Origin of the sequence: Haloferax sp. DFSO60 (assembly GCF_046557615.1) — an archaeon.
Classification (GTDB): domain Archaea; phylum Halobacteriota; class Halobacteria; order Halobacteriales; family Haloferacaceae; genus Haloferax.
The window spans coordinates 735,755-754,121 of record NZ_JBKIII010000001.1; the positions used below are offsets into that span (position 1 = coordinate 735,755).

The following is an 18,367-nucleotide window of genomic DNA, read 5'->3' on the forward strand; positions in this document are numbered from 1 at the left end:
GCTTACGCGGTCGAAGAGAGTTCTTCGTCGATATCCGCTTCGGCCATCTTCTCGACGAGGCTGTCGATGACTTCCTCGCGCATGCCGCTGACGAACTTGATGGAACCGACGACGAGGTGGCCGCCACCGGAGACGCCACCGCCGACGACTTCCTCGTTCAGTTCGGCGACCATCCGTGGGATGTCGAGACGAACGCCGTCGGAGCGGAGGACGGCGAAGTCAGGGCCGTAGCCGATGGTGATGACCGGCTCGCCCGTCTCTTTGACCTTGCGGTCGTGGAGTTTGCCCGTGGTCTTGCCCGGTGCTGGGTAGGTAAAGCGGTGTGCCCACTTGTCGAGGTCGATGCTGTAGAGGTTTGCGCCACTGTCGAGACGCTCGTGTTCGAGGTGAGGCTCCGCCGCTTCGAGTTGACGGTCCACGTCGCGCTCTGCACGCGACGAGAGGAATTCCACGAGTTCCTCGTGGCGCTCGTCGTCGTCACAGCCGACGTTGAGGACGTCGTTGACGATGGACGCACCGTCGTTGTAGCGAAGCCAGTGAGCGGCGTAATCGAGCGCTTCACCGACGTCGAGGAGTTCTTCGCGGTCGTAGCCTTCCGCTTCGGCGAGTGCGATGTAGTCGTCCATGACCTCGGCCTTCGAGCGGTCCGAGAGACCGGCGACAGCGGGGACGTGACGGAGTTCGTCGGTCACGTCGGGGTAAATCATCCGCGCGAGCTCGACACACATCATACCCGTCGTGATTCGGTAGTCTTCGCCGTGCAGGTACGGATTGACGTGCGCGTCGAGGAGTGGGTTGACCGCCTCGGGGTCGGGGTGGTGGTGGTCGACAACAGCGATGGGAACGTCGTAGTGTGCGAGGTTCTCGTAGGCGGGGACGTCCTCTTCGGTCGAGCCGTTGTCGAGCATGAGGAGGAACGGAAGGCGCTGGCCGTGCCGTGCGCGACCTTCGAGTGCGAAGTTGAGGTCGCGCGTCACGTCTTCCATCTCGTAGAACGGTGCCTTCGAGGGCAGGCGCTTGAAGAGGTGGCGCGAAGCGTCGGGGTCGTCGTGAACGTCTTCGATGAAGCGTTCGAGCGCGAGTTGGACAGGGACCGAGGCACACATGCCGTCGCCGTCTGCGTGGTGACGGACGCGGAGTGGGCGGCCTTCGAGGACCGTCCGGCGCAGAAGCGTCGCAACCTCTTCGAGGTCGTCGCGGAGCTTTTCGAATGCGGGCCATTCCACGAGTGGTTCGACCGATTCGGGTTGGGCGCGCTCGGCGAACTCGGCGTCGATGCGTTCGCGTGCGTCGGCTTCCGCGTCGCCGTCGAGTTTCGTCAGGTCGTCCACTTCGAGTTGGCGCGTGCCTTCGTGGTCTTCGACGGTGCCCGAGAGGCGCACCACGTCGTCGAGTTCGACGTGTGGGAACGCACGGACACCCGCTTCTTCGAAGGCCGCCGCGGCGACGATGCCGCTCTCGTCGGCGATGCGGAACACCGTTGGGCCGCCAGTCTGCTTGATTTGGGCGATGAGACCTTCGATAGTGACCGTCTCACCCGTCGAGAGGTCGGCAATCGGCGTAATCGTTGGTTCGTGGTCGACGGTTTCGGTGCGGTAGTTATCGGGCGTGTCTTCGACGAAGGCGATATCGCCGTTCTCTCGGACGTCGTCGAGTCGGACGACGAGTCGGTCGCCGACGCTGTACTCGTTCGAGAGGTTGGACTCGTGAATCAGTCCGGAGACGGAGTCAGAGACGTCAACGAAGATGCCGTATTCGACGACGCCGTTGACGACAGCGTGGTAGTGTGCGCCGACATCAGCGTCGTCAGCAGTGCAATTCGGAGCGAGGTCGTAGACGATTGGTCGCGAGTCCGAATTCGGACCCGAGTCGCCGCCGGAATCCCCGGCGTTCTCGTCGTTCATAGTCGGCTTAAGTTCGGGGGTGGTGTTAAGCTTTACAAATGTCTCGCGTGTGGGAGCGATTCGCGTCGAAGTGACTTGGCACGAACACCAGCAACAACGAGCGTATCACCGACCTTGGCGACGACAGGGTCGAGTCCGTCGAAATCGAGTCGGCAGACCCGTCAGACGTGCCCCCCGTTGAGTTCGGTCGTCGTGGTCGGCGCCCCGTCGGCACCGAGGGCGTCTCCCACGCGGGCGACGAGTTCAGAATCGAGCGTCACACCGATAATCCGTCGGCTGACCACCTCAGTATGGCGGTCCTGTCTCTCGTATTCACTGACCGTTTCGGAACCCTTAGATGCCGCGCGGTCGGACGACACTCTATGCGACTCTTTCGGTCGCGGGAGGTCATTGGAATCGCCAGTGAGGCGCTCGATTTCGCACTCGAAGCCTCGGCGGAGACCCACCCCAACGAGTACATGGGGTTGCTCCGCGGCGAAGACGCAACGCGTCTCGGCCTCGACCGCGATGGATACGTCATCACTGACGTACTCATTATTCCGGGGACGGTCTCCGACCCGTACAGCGCGACGGTTCGAAACGACCTCGTGCCGAACGACTTTCGGGCCGTCGGGTCGATTCACTCGCACCCGAACGGCGTGATTCGCCCGAGCGACGCCGACCTCGACACCTTCGGCAGCGGCAAAGCCCACATCATCATCGGCGCTCCCTACGGCCCGAACGACTGGAAGGCCTTCGACCAAGCGGGAGAGGTTCGTGACCTGCCGGTCCTCGACGTTGACCTCCCCGACCCCGAATCGTTCTTCGACTTCACGCAGGAAGACATCGACGCGGAGTTGGACAAATGACGCGCGTCATCGCCCAAGGGACGTTCGACATCCTCCACCCCGGCCACGTTCACTATCTCTCCGATGCGGCCGCGATGGGCGACGAACTCCACGTTATCATCGCCCGCTCCTCGAACGTGACCCACAAGGCCAAACCAATTTTAGACGACCGCCAGCGCCGAGACATGGTCGCCGCACTCGGCGTCGTCGACGAAGCACACCTCGGCCACGAGACGGACATCTTCGTCCCAATCGAGGAAATCGACCCCGACCTCATCGTCCTCGGCTACGACCAACACCACGACGAGGCCGACCTCGAAGCGGCGCTCGCCGAGCGCGGTATCGACTGTGAAGTCGCCCGCGCGAGTCCACGCGACCCCGCATACGAAGACGAGTTGCTCTCGACGGGGCGCATCATCGACCGGGTTTTAGAACGTCGCGGGTGAGCCAGGTATCGCGGTTTTCTGCGTGTTACGTTGTGAGTCGCAACGCTCGCGCTCTCCAAGAGAAATCCAGCACATCCGCTCACGGGAAGTGAAAACGAAGAGAAAGCGAATAGCGATTATTCGCTGGACTGCGACTGCTGCTGTTCGTCGAGCCAGGTCTGGTACTCTTCTTCGGAGACGACTTCGACGGTGAAGTACATCTGCGAGTGAGCCACACCACAGAACTCAGTACAGTAGCCCTGGTAGGTGCCTTCCTCGTAGGCGACCGTTTTGATGGTGTTCGTCGACTGCGGGAGCGCGTCAGTCTTCAGCGCCAAGTCGGGGACGTGGAAACCGTGTATCACGTCCTGTGAGGTCACTTGAATCACCACTGGGCGGTCCTTCGGGATGACGATTTCGGTGCCGGAGGTGAAGTTACCCTCTTCGGGGTAGTACATGTTCCAGCCCCACTGGTAGGCTTCGGCGTGGACGACGACCGGGTCCTCGTCAGCCGAAATCGAGTCCGCTTGGTACGTGACGTTCTCGTTTGCCAGCACGCCGTAGGAGGCGACGCCGACGAAGAGCAGGATAATCGCGGTTGCGATGGTCCACGTGATTTCGAGACGGCGGTTCTCCTTGGTCGGCAGAGCGCGCTCGGAGTTGCGGAACTTATAGACTGTGTAGAGCAGGATGGCCTCTACGAGCAGCGTAATCGGGATTGCGATGTAGAGCAGCTTCCCGTTCAGCTGGTTGATAAGTTCTGACGAGGCAGACGTCTGCGCCGCGACGGGTGTTGCAAAGAGCGCAACCGCGACCGTCACGAGCAGGGACGCGAGCGCGAAACGCGTCTTTCTCATGCTGTCCGAGGGTTAGGAATAGCTGCATAAATGCATACCGACTCTCATGCCAGCCATTCGGTTTTCGAACCACTCGATTACGAATACGGCGGCCCAGAAAGCGCGGATCCTAAATACACCACGTCCCAATTCAGTCGTAGGTGACTTTCGTGGCCACAACGCGCGCTTCAAACACGTTCCACGGTTTGCTCGCTGCGACGGCGATGGGCGTCTACGTCCTCCTTCTCGTCGGCGCGACGACCGCACTCACGGACGCGACAGCGGCGTGTACGGCGTGGCCAATCTGCGGAGACGGCTTTACGCTCCCGACAACGTTCGACGGCAGGGTCGCCGTCGGCCACCGCATCGCCGCGGTACTCGTCGGACTGCTCGTCCTCGCGACGCTCGTCTCGGCGTGGCGAGCAAACACGTCTCGACGGGTCCGCGCTACCGTAACCGCGTCTGCCGTTCTCTACCCCGCACAAGCCGGACTCGGCGCGGTCGTCGCTACCGTCGGCGGCGGCGCGTCCCTCTCGTTGCTCCATCTCCTCGTTGGGATGGCAATCTTCGGTGGATTTATCCTCGCGCTCGCGTGGACACTCGAATCCGAGACTGGAAATCCAGGCGACAGACCAGTCGCACCACCAGAGAGCGCCGACGAACTCGTCGAAGACTACGAGCGCCCCGAGGTACCGACCGAACCCATCGCACGGGCAAAGGCGACCGCGTGGGCGTACTTCCAACTGATGAAGCCACGACTGATGTGGTTGCTCTGTCTCGTCGCATCGGCGGGTATGGCACTCGCCGGGACGGTCTCGCCCGGCCTGACGCCGCGCGTCCTCCTCCTCACGCTCGGCGGCGGCGTCCTCTCGATTGGCGCGTCGGGGACGTTCAATCACGTCCTCGAACGCGACGTGGACCGCAAGATGCAGCGAACGAGTGACCGACCCCTCGCGGTGGACCTCGTTCCCGTCCGCAACGCAATCGCCTTCGGCGTTCTCTTGACGCTCATCTCTGTGGCGATGTTCGCGTCGGTCAACCTGCTCGTCGGCGTCCTCGGATTCGCCGCCATCGCATTCTACAGCGTGGTCTACACGCTCATTTTGAAGCCGAACACCGTCCAGAACACCGTCATCGGCGGCGCGGCGGGCGCGCTTCCGGCACTCATCGGCTGGGTCGCCGTCACGGGCGAAATCGGACTCGGCGGGCTCATCCTCGCCGGTGTCATCTTCATGTGGACGCCCGCGCACTTCTACAACCTCGCGCTCGCGTACAAGGACGACTACGCTCGTGGCGGCTTCCCGATGATGCCAGTCGTACGCGGCGAGACCGAGACGCGCAAGCACATCCTCTGGTGGCTCGGCGCGACGCTCCTCTCGGCGGCCATCCTCGGCGTGATGGACGCCCTCGGCGCGGTCTACCTGCTCACGAGCGTCGTCTTCGGCGGGTTGTTCCTCTACTTCGTCGTCAAACTCCACTACGACCAAGACGACACCGCCGCGTTCCGCTCGTTCCACGCCTCGAACGCGTACCTCGGCACGTTGCTCCTCGCAATCGTCGTCGATACGCTCGTTCTCTAATCCATGGCTACCGCAACCTCGACCTTCCGTCCGTCGCGCAGCACGCTCGTCCACGGCGCGTTCGCGCTCAACACGACGCTCGTTCTCAGCCTCGTCTACGTTCTCGCCACTGGCGCAGACGTTGGCGCTCTCCGATACGCAGTGTACGGCGTTATCTGGGTTGCAGTCGGTCTGTGGGTACTCTTCGACGTCGAAGTGCCGCCCACATCGACCAAAACCAAGCGCCGTGCCGCACTCGTCGCAGTCGGCTACTTCGCGCTTCTCGCCGTCGCTGGCGGAATCGTCACGACAGCGATTCCGGGTGGCGACTCGGGCCTTCGCGTCGCGTTTCTCCCACCGGGATGGGGCCCCGCACTCATCTACGCCGGGTCGCTCGTGAACGTGATTCTGATGCCCGCGCGTCTCGTCGGCTACGTCGCACTCGCGTACCTCGTCTACGACACGTTCATCGAAGCCTCGGGCGCGGCAGTCTCGGGTATCGTCGGCCTGCTCTCGTGTGTCTCCTGCTCGTGGCCCGTCCTCGCGTCGATTGCCACGAGCGTCTTCGGGAGTGGGACGGCGCTCGCGCTCACTGCCACGTCGCTCTCCTACGACCTCTCGACGCTCGTCTTCGTCGTCACCGTCGCGCTCCTCCGGTGGCGACCCGGATTCCGATAGTTCACCCCGCTCGCATCCTGCTCCACCTCGTTTTTACCGCTTCGCTGAGAAGAACGGCCAATGACTGCTGTCGAAATCGAATACTGCGTCCCCTGCGGCTTTCTGGACCGTGCCGAGACGGTTCAGCATCATCTGCTCCAACAGTTCGGCCAGCAACTCGACCGCGTCTCTCTCGTCACCGGCGACGACGGCGTCTTCACTGTCTCTGTCGATGGCGAGCGGGTCTGGGACAAATCTGAAGACGAATTCGACCTCGACTTGATTCTCCGACGGGTTCGCCCACATCTCCGCCCGTGAAATCGCTCGAACACGCCACCGTCGGGGTCGTCGTCGGGACGATTGCAGCACTCACACTAACCCCTCCGGGGTCGCTCGTCGCGTTGGTCGGCCTCGCCGTCCTCTTGAGCGTCTTCATCGACCTCGACCACTTCGTCCTCGCCCGCTTCGAGCGCGGCGATTGGTCCAATCTCAAACTCGCCGTGACGAATCCTCGAATCGGCTTGCTCGAACAGGAGAAAGTGTTCGAAGACTTCCCTCGTGAGTTCAATCTGAAGCGGCTCTTGAGCCACCAACTCATCGGCGGCGTCGCCGTGGTGGGATTGGTTCTATCGGGAAATCTGGTGTTCGCCGCATTCGTCGGCGTCGTCATCTACGCACACATCGTCTGCGACTTGCTCAGAGATAGCGGAATCGCGTGAAAAGAAAGGAGAGAGCTAGTGGCCCCAGACCTTGTCGTCTTCTTCGTAGCGAGCGTTCATGATGCGTTCCCACTGCTCGTTTGAAAGGTCCACGTCGGCCGCGCCGACGTTCTCGCGCATCTGTTCTTCAGTTCGCGCGCCGATGATGGGCACAACGGTCGCCTCGGGGTAGTCCATCAGCCAGCGAAGTGAGACTTGTGCGGGACTCGCATCGACTTCGTCGGCGACGGCGCGAATCTCGTCGAGGACGTGCCAACCGCGTTCGGAGACGTAGAACCGCTCGAATCGCTCGTCGAACGCCCCGCGTGCGCCGTCTGGCGCGACGTACTTCGTCGGGTCGTCGGGGTCGGCACGTTCGTACTTTCCGGTCATGAACCCACCCGCGAGTGGCGAGTATGGACAGACCGCGATGTCTTGGTCGCCGCACACGTCGAGATAGTCTTTCACGTCCTCGTAGTAACCGGGATGGAACAGTGGTTGGGTCACGTCGAAACGGGCGTAGTCGTTCACCTCTGACTTCCAGAGGGCTTTCGTGAGTTGCCACGCCGCCATCGTCGAGGCCCCGAGGTAGTTCACCTTCCCGTCTTCGACGAGTCGATTGAGCGTCTGGAGGGTCTCTTCGATGGGTGTGTTCTCGTCCCAGCGGTGGATGTAGTAGAGGTCGAGGTAGTCGGTTCCGAGGCGGTCGAGCGTGCCGTCGATTTGATTCCGAATGTGCGTGCGCGAGAGGCCGCTTCCATTCGGATTGTCGTCGTCGAAGCCGAAGTAGACCTTCGAGGCGATGACGTAATCTTCTCTATCGCGCTCGGCGAGCCAGTTGCCGATGTACTCCTCGGAGGTGCCGTTCGGGTCGCCGTAGACGTTGGCGGTGTCGATGAAGTTCCCACCGAGTTCGGCGAACGTATCGAGCAGGTCGTGGGCTTGCGATTCGTCCGTTTCGAGTACGTCGCCCGTCCGTCGGCCAAAGCGCCACGTCCCGAAGCAGAGTTCGGAGACGCGGGTGCCAGTCGAACCGAGTCGTCGGTAGTCGAGGCTCATACGAAGTGACACGACCGACAGCGACTAAAGGGTGGGAGTTGCGGCGAGATGTTCAGGGGCGGTCGTCGCCGCTCGATACCTCTGTCGCAGACGGTGGTCCGAGCGGTGACGCCGTTACGAGCAATCCAACGACCATAACTGCAAACCCGAACGTCGCCCACCCAGGGGTGGCGTACTGTACGACCTAGAGGTGGAGGACCGCGCCGACAATCGTGAGAGCAATCCCGAACCGCTGGGACGATGCATCATCCAGACTCGCACCTTTCGTGACGGCCACATAGCACTTTTGTCTGCCCGCACGCTTTTGGCGAATCCACACGACATGTAACTCATGTTTCGTGTTGCCGCCATCGGACTGGGTGACCTCGGGATGCTGGAGTGCCGCCTCTTCGACGAACTGGAAGGTGTCAGTATTGTTGCAGGGGCAGACCCGAATCCGGACGCTCGTGACCACTTCGAATGGGAGTTCGACGCACCCGCCTACGAAGATGTGGACGACCTCCTCGACTCGGAGTTTTTGGACGCCGTGACGATTGTCTCGCCGCACACACTGCACTTCGACCAAGCACTCGCGGCTATCGAACACGGCCTGCACGTCCACCTCGAAAAGCCGATGGTCACCGACTTCGGCGGCGCACAGGCACTCATCCACCGCGCCGAAGAGTACGACGTGACGCTCGCAGTGGGGTATCAACGTCACTTCGACCCGCGGTTCATCGAGATACGCCGACTCATCGACGAGGGACGCATCGGTGACCCGCACATGGTCATCTGCCACCTCGAACAGCAGTGGATTCGATGGACGAAAGACCAGTGGCGAGCCGACCCGTCACTCTCCGGCGGCGGCCAGTTGTACGACTCGGGGTCGCACATCCTCGATGCGATGCTCTGGTGTACACGCTCGACGCCAGTTTCGGTTGCCGCCGCCATCGACGACCAGGAGTACGATGTCGATGTCAACTCCGCGCTCGCGGTTGTTCTCGACAGAGAAGGTTCGCGGATTACAGGGAGCGTTGGCGTCTCCGGCGACGGCCAGAGCATCCCTGACCCCGGTGAATCCTTGCGCATCCTCGGGACGGACGGAATGATTTCGTACGACGGCGAGACCATCGAACTGACCGAACACGGAATGACCTACAAGACGACGCCGAGAGTCCCCGAATTCGAGGAGCTGACGACGAAGAAACTCCGGAACTTCGTGGACGCCGCCCGCGACGAAGCCGACCTGCTCATTCCCGCCGAGGACGGTCTGAAAGTCATCGCACTCACCGAAGCGGCCTACGAGTCGGCGACGACGGGCCACCGCGTGAATATCGACATCGACCTCGATTGACCCCGACAGTCGACCCACTCGCCCATTCTTGTCAACAAGATTGTTGTACTGGATGTCGAACACCGACGAGATGGCCGATTTGGACCCCCAAGACTACTACGACGAGTTTGCTGAACGAGAGTGGGAGCGACTCGAACGCGACCCGGTAACGAGATTAGAGTTCGAAAATACAGTCGCGTATCTCGACGAATTTCTCCCTCCTTCGGGCCGCGTCCTCGATGCCGGTGCTGGCGCAGGTCGATACACGGTGTGGCTCGCCGAGCGAGGATTCGAGGTCGAACACCTCGACGTGAGTGCCGAGCAGGTTCGTATCGCCCGCAGGAAGGTTACCGAGCGAGGCCAGACCGACCGAGTCACCTGCCAGCAGGGTGATGTACGACACTTCCCGTTTGCAGACGACTCCTTCGATGCAGTCTGTTGTCTCGGCGGGCCGCTGAGCCACGTCATGGGTGAGTCGGGGCGTGCGGCGGCCCTCTCCGAACTCCGACGCGTCGCCGCACCCGACGCGCCCGTTTTCATCTCCGTTATCAGTCGGTTTGCGATGCTTCGCGATATCCTCAAGTTCTCGCTGGAGACGAGTCATGGCCTGCTCGAACCAATCGCCGCAGACGGCGACTACACCGCAGAGCGTGTCGCCGAACACGCAGACGGAGAGGGATGGGCCGAGTGCCACGGCTTCCGGGTAGACGAGTTCGAGACGGTGCTTCGAGAGGCTGGGTTCGAAATCGAGCGCCTCGTTGGTCTCGAAAACGTTGCGAACCGGATGAAAGACGAGTTGAAAGGTGCAGATTCGGCGGCACTCGAAGACGTTCGGGCCGTGGTTCGCATGCTCCGCGAAGACCGAACCGCAGTGGATTTCTCCGAACACATGCTCGCCGTGTGTCGCGCGTGATTACGGGAGCGTGAGCAGACACAGTTTACCGGTCGAACCGCCGACACCGGATTGGTCGCTCGTACACACGTAGAGTTCGCCGCGGGCGTCGCGGCCGAACGCGAGGATGTGGGTTCCGAGGTCAACATCGTCTGCGAAGGGGACTTCCACGATATCCCACGGGCGCGACTCGCTGGGAATCGCCGCAAAGAGTCGGCCCTGTGCATTCCAGTCGGCGAAGACGTACGCCCCGTCGAGTGGGGGAACCTCCGCACCACGGTAGACGAACCCGCCGATGACGGCGATTCCAGTCGGACCATCACCCGAGTGTGGGTACTCGATAACCGGGTCGATGAGTGGGTCGCCGTCGGGTGTCTCTGTCGGGCAGTCGTTGGCTCGGAAACAGTGTGCGCCTTCGCGGACGCTCCACCCGTAGTTTCCTCCCTTTTCGACGAGGCTCACCTCTTCCCACGCACCTTGGCCGACATCGGCGACGTAGAAGTCCTCACGGTCGAACGAGAAGCGCCACGGGTTACGGAAGCCCCACGCGTACTGTTCTTCGAACGGTCCCTTGCCAACCAGCGGATTGTCGTCGGGGATTCCGTAGGGGCGGCCTCCGGATTCGGTGTCCACGTCGATTCGGAGGATGCTTCCGAGGAGGTTCTGGCTCACGTCCTGTCCGTTACCGCCATCGCCAGCGTCGTACCAGTCATCGACATGGCCGCCGTCAGAATCGTTGCTCCCGCCGCCGTCGCCGACGCCGACGTAGAGATAGCCGTCTGGACCGAACGCGAGCGACCCCGCGTTGTGGTTCGACTGTGGTTGCGGGATTTCGAGGAGGATTCGCTCGGAGTCGGCGGTTGCACTGGTGGCGTCGGGTGAGACAGTGAGTTCGCTCAGGACGAACGTGTGACTGTAATTCGACGGCGTTCCCGGTCGGTTCGGGGCGCTGTATCGAAGGTAAAGCTTCCCGTTCTCGCCGAAGTTCGGGTGGAAGGCGACCCCGAGAAAACCGCGTTCGTCGTAGCCGCCGAGATCGACTACTCGGTCACGGATGTCCAGATACGGGTCTTCTCGCTGTCCAGTCTCGTCGTGAAGCCACAAGAGGCCGGGTTGGTCAACGACGAAGTGACGCGTGCCTTGGAACGTGGAGGGAATGGCAACGTCAACTGGCGAAGTGAAGCCTGTGCTGAGGGTCGCAAGCCCGAGTTCGACATCTTCGAGCGTGTCGGGCATCGGCCGGGGCGTTCCGTTCGCACTGGGGGGTGTCGTTTGCGTTGTCGATTCTGTCGGTTGCTGTTGTCCTCCCGTGAGTCCGAAACAGCCAGCGAGGCCGCCGAGGGTGGCTGTACTACTCACCGCGAGGAATCGACGCCGGGACCACATCACACGTATGACATGTACCGGGAAGCGATTAAGCCTAGTGCAGTCCTCGAAGGGACGTCGATTCCGAACCGCTTACCACCGGCCATACCCCTCTCCAATCCATGAACGAGGTACTCGTCGCAGCAGACCTCCGCAAATCCTACGGCGACGTGACGGCGCTCTCGGGCGTCTCGCTGTCTGTCGCCGAAGGGGAGGTGTTCGGACTCATCGGGCCGAACGGCGCAGGGAAGACGACGTTAGTTCGCGCGCTCACGGGGACGACAGCCGTCGATGCCGGAACCGTCTCACTGCTCGGTGCCGACCCGACCGACGTGGACCGCCAGCGCCTCGGGTTGCTCCCCCAAGAGTTCCGCCCGGCCGGGCGACTGACCGCCCGCGAACTCATCGACTACTACGGCGGCCTCTACGACGACGCCCGCGATACCGACGACCTCTTGTCCGAAGTCGGATTGGCTGAGTCGGCCGAAACGTGGTACGAGAACCTCTCTGGCGGCCAACAGCGCCGGGCGTGTATCGCACTCACGCTCGTCAACGACCCGGACGTACTCTTTCTCGACGAACCGACGACCGGCATCGACCCGGCAGGCCGCCGCGACCTGTGGACACTCATCGAACGCCTCGCCGACCGCGGAACGACGGTGTTTCTCACGAGTCACTCGATGGAAGAGGTCGAACGACTCGCCGACCGGGTTGGCCTCCTCAACGCAGGCGAACTCGTCACCGTCGGCCGCCCCGACGAACTCGTGGCAGAACACGGTGGTGAGAGTCGCCTCGTCGTCCGCACCGACGACGCCACTGCCCTCGAATCCGTCTCACTCCCCGGCGAGTTCGCCACCAACGTGAACGGGACAGAACTCACCATCCACGAAATCGGCCCCCGAGAAATCGGCCCTGCGGTGGACGCACTCGACGACGCCGGAGTCGAGTACGAATCGCTCGTCTGGAAGCAACCGGGTCTCGAAGAGGTGTACCTCTCGCTGACGGGCGAACAGTTCGAAGCGGCCCGTCCGGCCTCTGTCGCGCTCGCGGGAGGTGAACGATGAGTTCGCTCCGTCGCGTGCAGGCAGAGTTCGTCGCGTCGTGGCACTCGTTCCTCCGCCGACGAACCGCGGTGTTCTTCACGTTCTTCTTCCCCGCGATTATCGTCCTCATCTTCGGGGCACTCGTCCAAACCCAACCGACCGGCGGCGGCCTCTTTGCCGAGCCAAAAGAGTACTACATCGCGGGCTACCTCGCCGTCGTCGTCCTCTTTACGCCGCTATCGCGGGTGGGGAGTACTATCGCCCGGCACCGCGAAGGCAACCGCTTCGAGAAGTTAGCGACGACCCCGCTAAAGCGGAGTGAGTGGCTTCTGGCTCACTCGCTGGTCAACGTCGTCATCATCGGGCTTGCCGCACTGTTGTTGCTCGGCCTGTCGGTGTTGGTCACCGGTGCGGCAGTCCCAGTCGCGCTCTCGACGCTCGCTATCATCCCCTTCGTCGCGCTCGGTGTGACGCTCTTCTGTGGGCTTGGGTCGATTATTGGACGCGTCGCCGACTCACAAGACGGCGTGATTGCGGCGAGCAACGCGATTGCACTGCCGCTGTTGTTCCTCTCGGAGACGTTCATCACGCCCGACCTGCTTCCCGCGTGGTTCGTTCCGGCGCTGAACCTCTCGCCGCTGACGTACTTCGCGCGCGGTGTCAGAGCGCTCACCTACACGGGTGGCGACTGGATTGGCAACCTCGCAATCCTCGCCGTCTTGTCTCTCGGATTCTTCGTCGCCGGAACGTTGGCGATTCCGCAGACCGACTGAGTAGAGAGGCGTCTCAGAAAACAGGCACCACAGCAAGCGAACTGGGCAGCAGATGGGCGCAGTTTGCACCCGCAAACTCAAGCCTTAACCGACGCCCGTGCCCACGTGGGGGTATGGTCGAAACTGAGACGTACACCATCGAAGGACCGAACGGAGACACCGAAGACTTCGAACTCCCTGAGGGCCTCGTCGACATGTTCGCAGAACAGGGCGAAGAAGGCACGAACGTCGTCGCCGACATCGTCGTGCAGGCGATGGCACAACAGGCACACGTCGTCGCACACCACAGCGAAGGCGGCGCACCGGCCGACATCGCCGAAATCAACGAGAAGATGGAAGAGCTGTTCGAGGACCGCTTCGGCATGTCGCTCGCCGATGCGCTCGGTCACTCGCACTAAACGCGAGTTTCATCCATTCTTTGTTTTCACACGGCGAGCGGCGGCCACTCAGATGAACGCGAGTGGAATCATGATACCAAACCCAGCGACCAGTCCAGCGATGAGTTCCGGTTTCCCGCCGCTCGGGAGGCGTTTACCGAGTTCCAACGCTTCGGGGATGAACTCCGTGAAGACGAGGTAGACCATCGCCCCGGCGGCAAAGCCGAACCCGAGCGGGAGGAACTCGCGGGCGATACGCACGAAGTAGAACGCGATGACCGCGCCGATTGGTTGCGGAAGGCTGGAGAAAATCGCCCACCAGACCATCTTCCAGTTCGAGACCTCCATTGACCGAAGTGGGATGGAGATGGCGAGGCCCTCTGGAATATTGTGGATGGAGATGGCGATAGTCATGAACACCGCGAGGAGCGGCACGGCGAGGCCGAAGAGTTGGATGCCACCGTCGAGTCCGAGGTCGGCAAAGGAGACGCCGATGGCGACACCTTCGGGGAAACTGTGGACGGTGAGAATTCCCAAAATCAACAACAACTTTCGGAAGTCGGCCTCTTCGTACTTCTCCGGTGAGACCTCTGTGCCTTCGATAATGCTGTGGGCGACGACGACGAGGGCGACACCTGCGAGCAGACCGATTCCTAACTGAAGTGGCGTGCCGTTGGCGAGTCCTTCCAAGATGAGACCGAACAGCGATGCAGAGACCATGATTCCAGATGCGATACCCCAGAGCGCCACGTTCCAGCGGTCGCTCACGTCAGAGACGAAGAAAAACGGGACCGCGCCGATTCCGGTCGCAATTGCGGTGATAAGCCCCGCAACGAACACGAACGCGAGCGCGGTGAGTTGCTCCATACGACTGGTATGAATTGGACGCCGATAAGCATTATCATATTTCAGACAAATTTTGGCAGGCCTAAATCTGAAACAGTGAAATACGGCGCTTTCACGGTTTAGATGGGCCGAAAATCTGTCCTAGAGATAATCTATCGGATTTGGTAAGTATGGAGTTTCGAGATAGTCGATATCTCTCGTGGGGAGGCGCTGACATCCCGAAAAAATTCGGTCGAATACGGTTCGAACAGTGGTTCAGTCGTCTGCGGCCGACGCACCTTCTGGAGAGTCGTCGGACCCCATCGGACCGGTCGGAGACTGTGCGACAGACCGTGCCGAACCCATCCAGCCTTCGACGTTCGCAGAGACGTAGTCGCGCGCACCGAAGGCGATGGCACCACCGACACCGATAGCGAACGCGGCGGCGAGACCCCACGCGAACGCCCGCGCGATGGTAAAGAGGATGGCCACGTCGATACCCATCGTACTCAGACCGATGACGACGGCGGTGAAGTACAGGAACACACGCGTTCCAACTGCGAACGCAGACGTGTAAGAGGTCTGGGTCGCCGCACGGGTGCGCATGATTGCATCACCGATGAAGTCAGCGACGATGAACCCAAGGACGATGACAGCCAACCCGGCAACGAATGCGGGGGCGTACGAGACAGCCGTTGCAACCCATTCAGAGAGCAACGCGAGTGCCATGACGTTCGCCGCGGCGAGGATGGCAACCGCGTAGACAATCCACGCCGCTAACGTCCCGAAGGCGTGTGAGACTCTCTGTTCGGTTCCACCGAGGATGTCACCGAGCGGGGTCGAGAGGACTGCCTTGTCGAGTTCGACGCGGTCGGCTAATCCGGCGATCAACCGTGCCGCCAACCGTCCGATGAACCATCCCAGGAGGAGGACGATAATCGCGCCGATGAGTCGTGGCAAGAAGGTGATAATCGAAAATACGATTTGAGCGATCGATTCTGGTATCGTTAGCTGAAGGACGTACATATCCAACTGGGAGATTGGCATGTCCCAAATTTAGTTAGCCATTTTACACTCTGGAAAAAATGGGCCTGTAAATCGGAAACTCCGTACACACCGAGAGTCTGAAATCCCAGATTCACGGGGGGGTTGGGGAGACAGTGTGGAGAGATGATGTATTCGAATTTCGGAAGCACACTGCTCGGAGAGGCTCTCAGAATCCGTGATGCGGTGACCGAATTAATCTCTGCTTGATTTGAGTGATTTGGTCTCTTCTTGTACTGTGTTCGAATCGGCGACACGACCGAGCTGTGTGGCGATTCCTTCGATTGCGACGATGAGTCGAGCGCCGTACCAGAGAGCGACAATCCAGAAGACGACCATCACGCCTAACAGGATTTGCTGGACGATGACCACCGAATAGAAGAGTATCAATGCGAGGAAGATAGCGGCCGCGAGACGAACACGACGTGATGCCCGGAGGGGAACGAAATTTGACGAGGAGGACATACACACATCCTCTATCCTCGACATGTTAGATGTTTTGAAAAGAAATCACGGCGAGACGACAACGTGACAATCGTATGTCTACTGTGAATAATCACCCGAATTCGGGCGTATCCATCCTGATTAATCACATCACTGTAATATGCTCCCAAAGGCCGTGAGACGGCCCACACCCCCGAATTTATCAATCTATGTCGGGTATCATCAGACGATGGGAGACTTATCTGAGTTGTTCGCGCCCAAGCGCATCGCAGTGGTGGGTGCGACTGAGCGCGAAGGGGCCATTGGCCGGGCTATCATGGACAACCTCATCGAGAAGTTCGCGGGTGAGGTCGTTCCGGTCAACCCCAAATACGACGAACTGTTCGGCCTGGAATGCTACGGCGACGTTGGAGAGACCGACGCCGACCTCGCGGTCATCGTCGTTCCTCCGAAAGTCGTCCTCCCTGCGATGGAAGCCGCGGGCGAAGCAGGCATCACCGACGCCGTCGTCATCACTGCTGGCTTCGGCGAAACGGGCAGCGAAGGTGCCGCCCGTGAGAAGGAACTCCGCGAAATCGCCGAGAAGTTCGACATGAACGTCGTCGGCCCGAACAGCCTCGGCATCATGAACACGGACGTCGGCATGAACGCGACGTTCGGCCCCGAGATGGCTCTGGATGGGAATATGTCCTTTATGAGCCAGTCGGGTGCGTTCATCACGGCCGTCATCGACTGGGCCAACGACGAGGACATCGGCTTCAAGGACATCGTCTCGCTCGGGAACAAGGCCGTTCTCGACGAAGCCGACTTCATCGAAGCCTGGAACGACGACCCCGACACCGAGGTCATCATCGGCTACCTCGAAGGTATCAGCGCGGGCCGCGACTTCATCGACTCTGCCCGCGACGTGACCAAGGACACGCCAATCGTCCTCGTCAAGTCCGGCAAGACCGACGCTGGCGCACAGGCCGCCTCGTCGCACACCGGGACGATTGCTGGCTCTGACGCCGCCTACGAGGCCGGTCTCGAACAGGCGGGCGTCATCCGCGCCGACTCGGTTCAGCACCTCTTCGACGCCGCGCGCGTGCTTGGCGACCAACCCCTCCCCGAAAACAAGGACGTGGCCGTCATCACGAACGCCGGTGGTCCCGGCGTCATGACGACCGACGCCATCGGCGAGTCCGACCTCGAGATGGCGAGCTTTACCGACGAAACCTTGGAGAACTTCTCCGAGTCGCTCCCGCCGGAAGGGAACATCTACAACCCGGTTGACATCGTCGGCGACGCCGACAACGAGCGCTTCAAGACGGCACTGGACGTGGCACTCGCAGACGACAACGTCGGCAGTGCAATCGTCCTCACCGCACCGACGGCGGTCCTCGACTACAACCAACTCGCCGAGGACACCGTCGAACTCCAGCAGAAACACGACAAGCCAATCGCCGCCTGTTTCATGGGTGGCGAGCGCGTCGAATCCGCCGCGGACCGCATGCAACACGCGGGCATCCCGAACTACTTCGACCCCTCCCGCGCTGTGGACGGCCTGCAAGCACTCGCCGACTACGCAGACATCAAGCGCCGTGAGTACGACGCACCGACAGAGTTCGACGTGGACCGCGAGCGCGCCCGCGAAATCCTCGAATCCGTCAAAGAGCGTGACGACACCCGCCTCGGCGTCGAAGCGATGGACCTCCTCGACGCATACGGAATCGAGACGCCCGAGGGCGCAATCGTTGACGACCCTGCGGACGCACTCGAAGTCGCCGAAGAAATCGAGGGCAACGTCGTGATGAAAATCGTCAGTCCCGACATCCTCCACAAGTCCGACATCGGCGGCGTCAAAGTCGGCGTCTCCAACGAGGACGTCTACGACGCCTACGAGGACCTCATCACCCGCGCGCGGAACTACCAACCCGACGCCAACATCCTCGGCGTGCAAGTCCAAGAGATGGTGGACCTCGACGACGGTGTCGAGACCATCGTCGGCATGAACCGTGACCCGCAGTTCGGGCCGCTCATGATGTTCGGTCTCGGCGGCATCTTCGTCGAGATTCTCGAAGACACGACGTTCCGCGTCGCGCCCGTCTCCGAGTCCGAAGCCGACGAGATGACTCGTGAAATCGACGCCGCACCGCTCCTCCGTGGCGCTCGTGGCCGCGAACCCGTGGACACCAGCGGAATCACCGAAACCATCCAGCGACTGTCGCAACTCGTCACGGACTTCCCGGCGATTCTCGAACTCGACATCAACCCGCTCGTCGCACTTCCAGACGGCGTGCAGGCAGTGGACGTTCGCCTCACCGTGGACCCAGACGAACTTTAAAATC

General features: G+C 61.4%; 19 protein-coding genes. 12 read left to right on the top strand and 7 right to left on the bottom strand.

Features of this window, described 5'->3' with window-relative positions; all coding sequences use genetic code 11:
* Nucleotides 1-2 precede the first annotated feature (2 nt).
* Nucleotides 3-1,904 (bottom strand): DHH family phosphoesterase, encoded by a 1,902-nt coding sequence (locus ACK509_RS03885; RefSeq protein ID WP_410765180.1) that lies wholly within the window; start codon nucleotides 1,902-1,904, stop codon nucleotides 3-5.
* A 362-nt stretch (nucleotides 1,905-2,266) separates the two neighbouring features.
* Here ACK509_RS03885 and ACK509_RS03890 point away from each other — a divergent pair, with 362 nt between their 5' ends.
* Both ACK509_RS03890 and ACK509_RS03895 read left to right on the top strand, forming a co-directional pair.
* Nucleotides 2,267-2,752, top strand: a complete 486-nt coding sequence (locus ACK509_RS03890) for a Mov34/MPN/PAD-1 family protein (protein ID WP_410765181.1) — start codon at nucleotides 2,267-2,269, stop codon at nucleotides 2,750-2,752.
* Entirely contained in the window at nucleotides 2,749-3,177 is a 429-nt protein-coding gene (locus ACK509_RS03895; protein WP_410765182.1) for an adenylyltransferase/cytidyltransferase family protein, read from the top strand. Before ACK509_RS03890 ends, ACK509_RS03895 begins: the two co-directional genes overlap by 4 nt.
* Before the next feature lie 116 nt (nucleotides 3,178-3,293).
* On the opposite strand, the gene coxB is transcribed toward ACK509_RS03895, so the two are convergent.
* Nucleotides 3,294-4,013: a cytochrome c oxidase subunit II gene (gene coxB / locus ACK509_RS03900; protein WP_410765183.1), complete on the bottom strand. Its 720-nt coding sequence runs from the start codon at nucleotides 4,011-4,013 to the stop codon at nucleotides 3,294-3,296.
* Nucleotides 4,014-4,162: 149 nt separating this feature from the next.
* Here coxB and cyoE point away from each other — a divergent pair, with 149 nt between their 5' ends.
* Genes cyoE through ACK509_RS03920 form a run of 4 tightly spaced genes read left to right on the top strand, consistent with a single transcriptional unit; the run spans nucleotide 4,163 to nucleotide 6,927 of the window.
* Nucleotides 4,163-5,572, top strand: a complete 1,410-nt coding sequence (gene cyoE / locus ACK509_RS03905) for a heme o synthase (protein WP_410765184.1) — start codon at nucleotides 4,163-4,165, stop codon at nucleotides 5,570-5,572.
* Between the two features lie 3 nt (nucleotides 5,573-5,575).
* On the top strand, nucleotides 5,576-6,229 hold the full coding sequence (locus tag ACK509_RS03910) for a hypothetical protein (RefSeq protein WP_410765185.1): 654 nt from the start codon (nucleotides 5,576-5,578) through the stop codon (nucleotides 6,227-6,229).
* A gap of 60 nt (nucleotides 6,230-6,289) precedes the next feature.
* Nucleotides 6,290-6,526, top strand: a complete 237-nt coding sequence (locus tag ACK509_RS03915) for a SelT/SelW/SelH family protein (protein ID WP_410765186.1) — start codon at nucleotides 6,290-6,292, stop codon at nucleotides 6,524-6,526.
* Nucleotides 6,523-6,927, top strand: a complete 405-nt coding sequence (locus ACK509_RS03920; protein WP_410765187.1) for a hypothetical protein — start codon at nucleotides 6,523-6,525, stop codon at nucleotides 6,925-6,927. Before ACK509_RS03915 ends, ACK509_RS03920 begins: the two co-directional genes overlap by 4 nt.
* Nucleotides 6,928-6,942: 15 nt before the next feature.
* Here ACK509_RS03920 and ACK509_RS03925 read toward each other — a convergent pair whose 3' ends face one another.
* Nucleotides 6,943-7,965: an aldo/keto reductase gene (locus tag ACK509_RS03925; RefSeq protein ID WP_410765188.1), complete on the bottom strand. Its 1,023-nt coding sequence runs from the start codon at nucleotides 7,963-7,965 to the stop codon at nucleotides 6,943-6,945.
* Nucleotides 7,966-8,296: 331 nt separating this feature from the next.
* Here ACK509_RS03925 and ACK509_RS03930 point away from each other — a divergent pair, with 331 nt between their 5' ends.
* On the top strand, nucleotides 8,297-9,298 hold the full coding sequence (locus ACK509_RS03930) for a Gfo/Idh/MocA family protein (protein WP_410765189.1): 1,002 nt from the start codon (nucleotides 8,297-8,299) through the stop codon (nucleotides 9,296-9,298).
* A gap of 70 nt (nucleotides 9,299-9,368) precedes the next feature.
* A complete protein-coding gene (locus ACK509_RS03935; protein ID WP_410765190.1) occupies nucleotides 9,369-10,190 on the top strand; it encodes a class I SAM-dependent methyltransferase in 822 nt (273 codons plus the stop codon).
* On the opposite strand, the gene ACK509_RS03940 is transcribed toward ACK509_RS03935, so the two are convergent.
* Nucleotides 10,191-11,558, bottom strand: a complete 1,368-nt coding sequence (locus ACK509_RS03940; protein WP_410765191.1) for a PQQ-dependent sugar dehydrogenase — start codon at nucleotides 11,556-11,558, stop codon at nucleotides 10,191-10,193.
* Between the two features lie 98 nt (nucleotides 11,559-11,656).
* On the opposite strand from ACK509_RS03940, the gene ACK509_RS03945 reads away from it, so the two are divergent.
* The 3 genes from ACK509_RS03945 (at nucleotide 11,657) to ACK509_RS03955 (ending at nucleotide 13,748) form a co-directional block, all read left to right on the top strand.
* Entirely contained in the window at nucleotides 11,657-12,598 is a 942-nt protein-coding gene (locus ACK509_RS03945) for an ABC transporter ATP-binding protein (RefSeq protein ID WP_410765192.1), read from the top strand.
* Nucleotides 12,595-13,350, top strand: coding sequence for an ABC transporter permease (locus ACK509_RS03950; protein ID WP_410765193.1), 756 nt, complete (start codon nucleotides 12,595-12,597; stop codon nucleotides 13,348-13,350). Before ACK509_RS03945 ends, ACK509_RS03950 begins: the two co-directional genes overlap by 4 nt.
* Before the next feature lie 113 nt (nucleotides 13,351-13,463).
* On the top strand, nucleotides 13,464-13,748 hold the full coding sequence (locus tag ACK509_RS03955; RefSeq protein WP_410765194.1) for a hypothetical protein: 285 nt from the start codon (nucleotides 13,464-13,466) through the stop codon (nucleotides 13,746-13,748).
* Between the two features lie 48 nt (nucleotides 13,749-13,796).
* Here the strand turns inward: ACK509_RS03955 and ACK509_RS03960 are convergent, their stop codons facing one another.
* The 3 genes from ACK509_RS03960 to ACK509_RS03970 all read right to left on the bottom strand — a co-directional run bounded on the left by ACK509_RS03960 (nucleotide 13,797) and on the right by ACK509_RS03970 (nucleotide 16,061).
* The gene (locus tag ACK509_RS03960) at nucleotides 13,797-14,594 is read right to left on the bottom strand and encodes a ZIP family metal transporter (protein WP_410765195.1); all 798 of its coding nucleotides are present in this window, start codon (nucleotides 14,592-14,594) and stop codon (nucleotides 13,797-13,799) included.
* Nucleotides 14,595-14,828: 234 nt separating this feature from the next.
* Nucleotides 14,829-15,578 (bottom strand): mechanosensitive ion channel family protein, encoded by a 750-nt coding sequence (locus ACK509_RS03965; RefSeq protein WP_410766245.1) that lies wholly within the window; start codon nucleotides 15,576-15,578, stop codon nucleotides 14,829-14,831.
* Between the two features lie 213 nt (nucleotides 15,579-15,791).
* Nucleotides 15,792-16,061: a hypothetical protein gene (locus ACK509_RS03970; protein ID WP_410765196.1), complete on the bottom strand. Its 270-nt coding sequence runs from the start codon at nucleotides 16,059-16,061 to the stop codon at nucleotides 15,792-15,794.
* Between the two features lie 208 nt (nucleotides 16,062-16,269).
* Between ACK509_RS03970 and ACK509_RS03975 the strand changes: the two genes are divergently transcribed.
* Complete coding sequence (locus tag ACK509_RS03975) at nucleotides 16,270-18,363, top strand: acetate--CoA ligase family protein (protein ID WP_410765197.1); 2,094 nt, start codon at nucleotides 16,270-16,272, stop codon at nucleotides 18,361-18,363.
* Nucleotides 18,364-18,367: the final 4 nt, after the last annotated feature.

Excerpts from the sequence above, each read along its gene's own strand:
- ACK509_RS03885 (WP_410765180.1), bottom strand. The coding sequence starts at position 1,904 with ATGAACGACGAGAACGCCGGGGATTCCGGCGGCGACTCGGGTCCGAAT.
- ACK509_RS03890 (WP_410765181.1), top strand. The coding sequence starts at position 2,267 with ATGCGACTCTTTCGGTCGCGGGAGGTCATTGGAATCGCCAGTGAGGCG.
- ACK509_RS03895 (WP_410765182.1), top strand. The coding sequence starts at position 2,749 with ATGACGCGCGTCATCGCCCAAGGGACGTTCGACATCCTCCACCCCGGC.
- coxB (WP_410765183.1), bottom strand. The coding sequence starts at position 4,013 with ATGAGAAAGACGCGTTTCGCGCTCGCGTCCCTGCTCGTGACGGTCGCG.
- ACK509_RS03910 (WP_410765185.1), top strand. The coding sequence starts at position 5,576 with ATGGCTACCGCAACCTCGACCTTCCGTCCGTCGCGCAGCACGCTCGTC.
- ACK509_RS03915 (WP_410765186.1), top strand. The coding sequence starts at position 6,290 with ATGACTGCTGTCGAAATCGAATACTGCGTCCCCTGCGGCTTTCTGGAC.
- ACK509_RS03925 (WP_410765188.1), bottom strand. The coding sequence starts at position 7,965 with ATGAGCCTCGACTACCGACGACTCGGTTCGACTGGCACCCGCGTCTCC.
- ACK509_RS03930 (WP_410765189.1), top strand. The coding sequence starts at position 8,297 with ATGTTTCGTGTTGCCGCCATCGGACTGGGTGACCTCGGGATGCTGGAG.
- ACK509_RS03935 (WP_410765190.1), top strand. The coding sequence starts at position 9,369 with ATGGCCGATTTGGACCCCCAAGACTACTACGACGAGTTTGCTGAACGA.
- ACK509_RS03945 (WP_410765192.1), top strand. The coding sequence starts at position 11,657 with ATGAACGAGGTACTCGTCGCAGCAGACCTCCGCAAATCCTACGGCGAC.
- ACK509_RS03950 (WP_410765193.1), top strand. The coding sequence starts at position 12,595 with ATGAGTTCGCTCCGTCGCGTGCAGGCAGAGTTCGTCGCGTCGTGGCAC.
- ACK509_RS03955 (WP_410765194.1), top strand. The coding sequence starts at position 13,464 with ATGGTCGAAACTGAGACGTACACCATCGAAGGACCGAACGGAGACACC.
- ACK509_RS03960 (WP_410765195.1), bottom strand. The coding sequence starts at position 14,594 with ATGGAGCAACTCACCGCGCTCGCGTTCGTGTTCGTTGCGGGGCTTATC.
- ACK509_RS03965 (WP_410766245.1), bottom strand. The coding sequence starts at position 15,578 with ATGTACGTCCTTCAGCTAACGATACCAGAATCGATCGCTCAAATCGTA.
- ACK509_RS03970 (WP_410765196.1), bottom strand. The coding sequence starts at position 16,061 with ATGTCCTCCTCGTCAAATTTCGTTCCCCTCCGGGCATCACGTCGTGTT.
- ACK509_RS03975 (WP_410765197.1), top strand. The coding sequence starts at position 16,270 with ATGGGAGACTTATCTGAGTTGTTCGCGCCCAAGCGCATCGCAGTGGTG.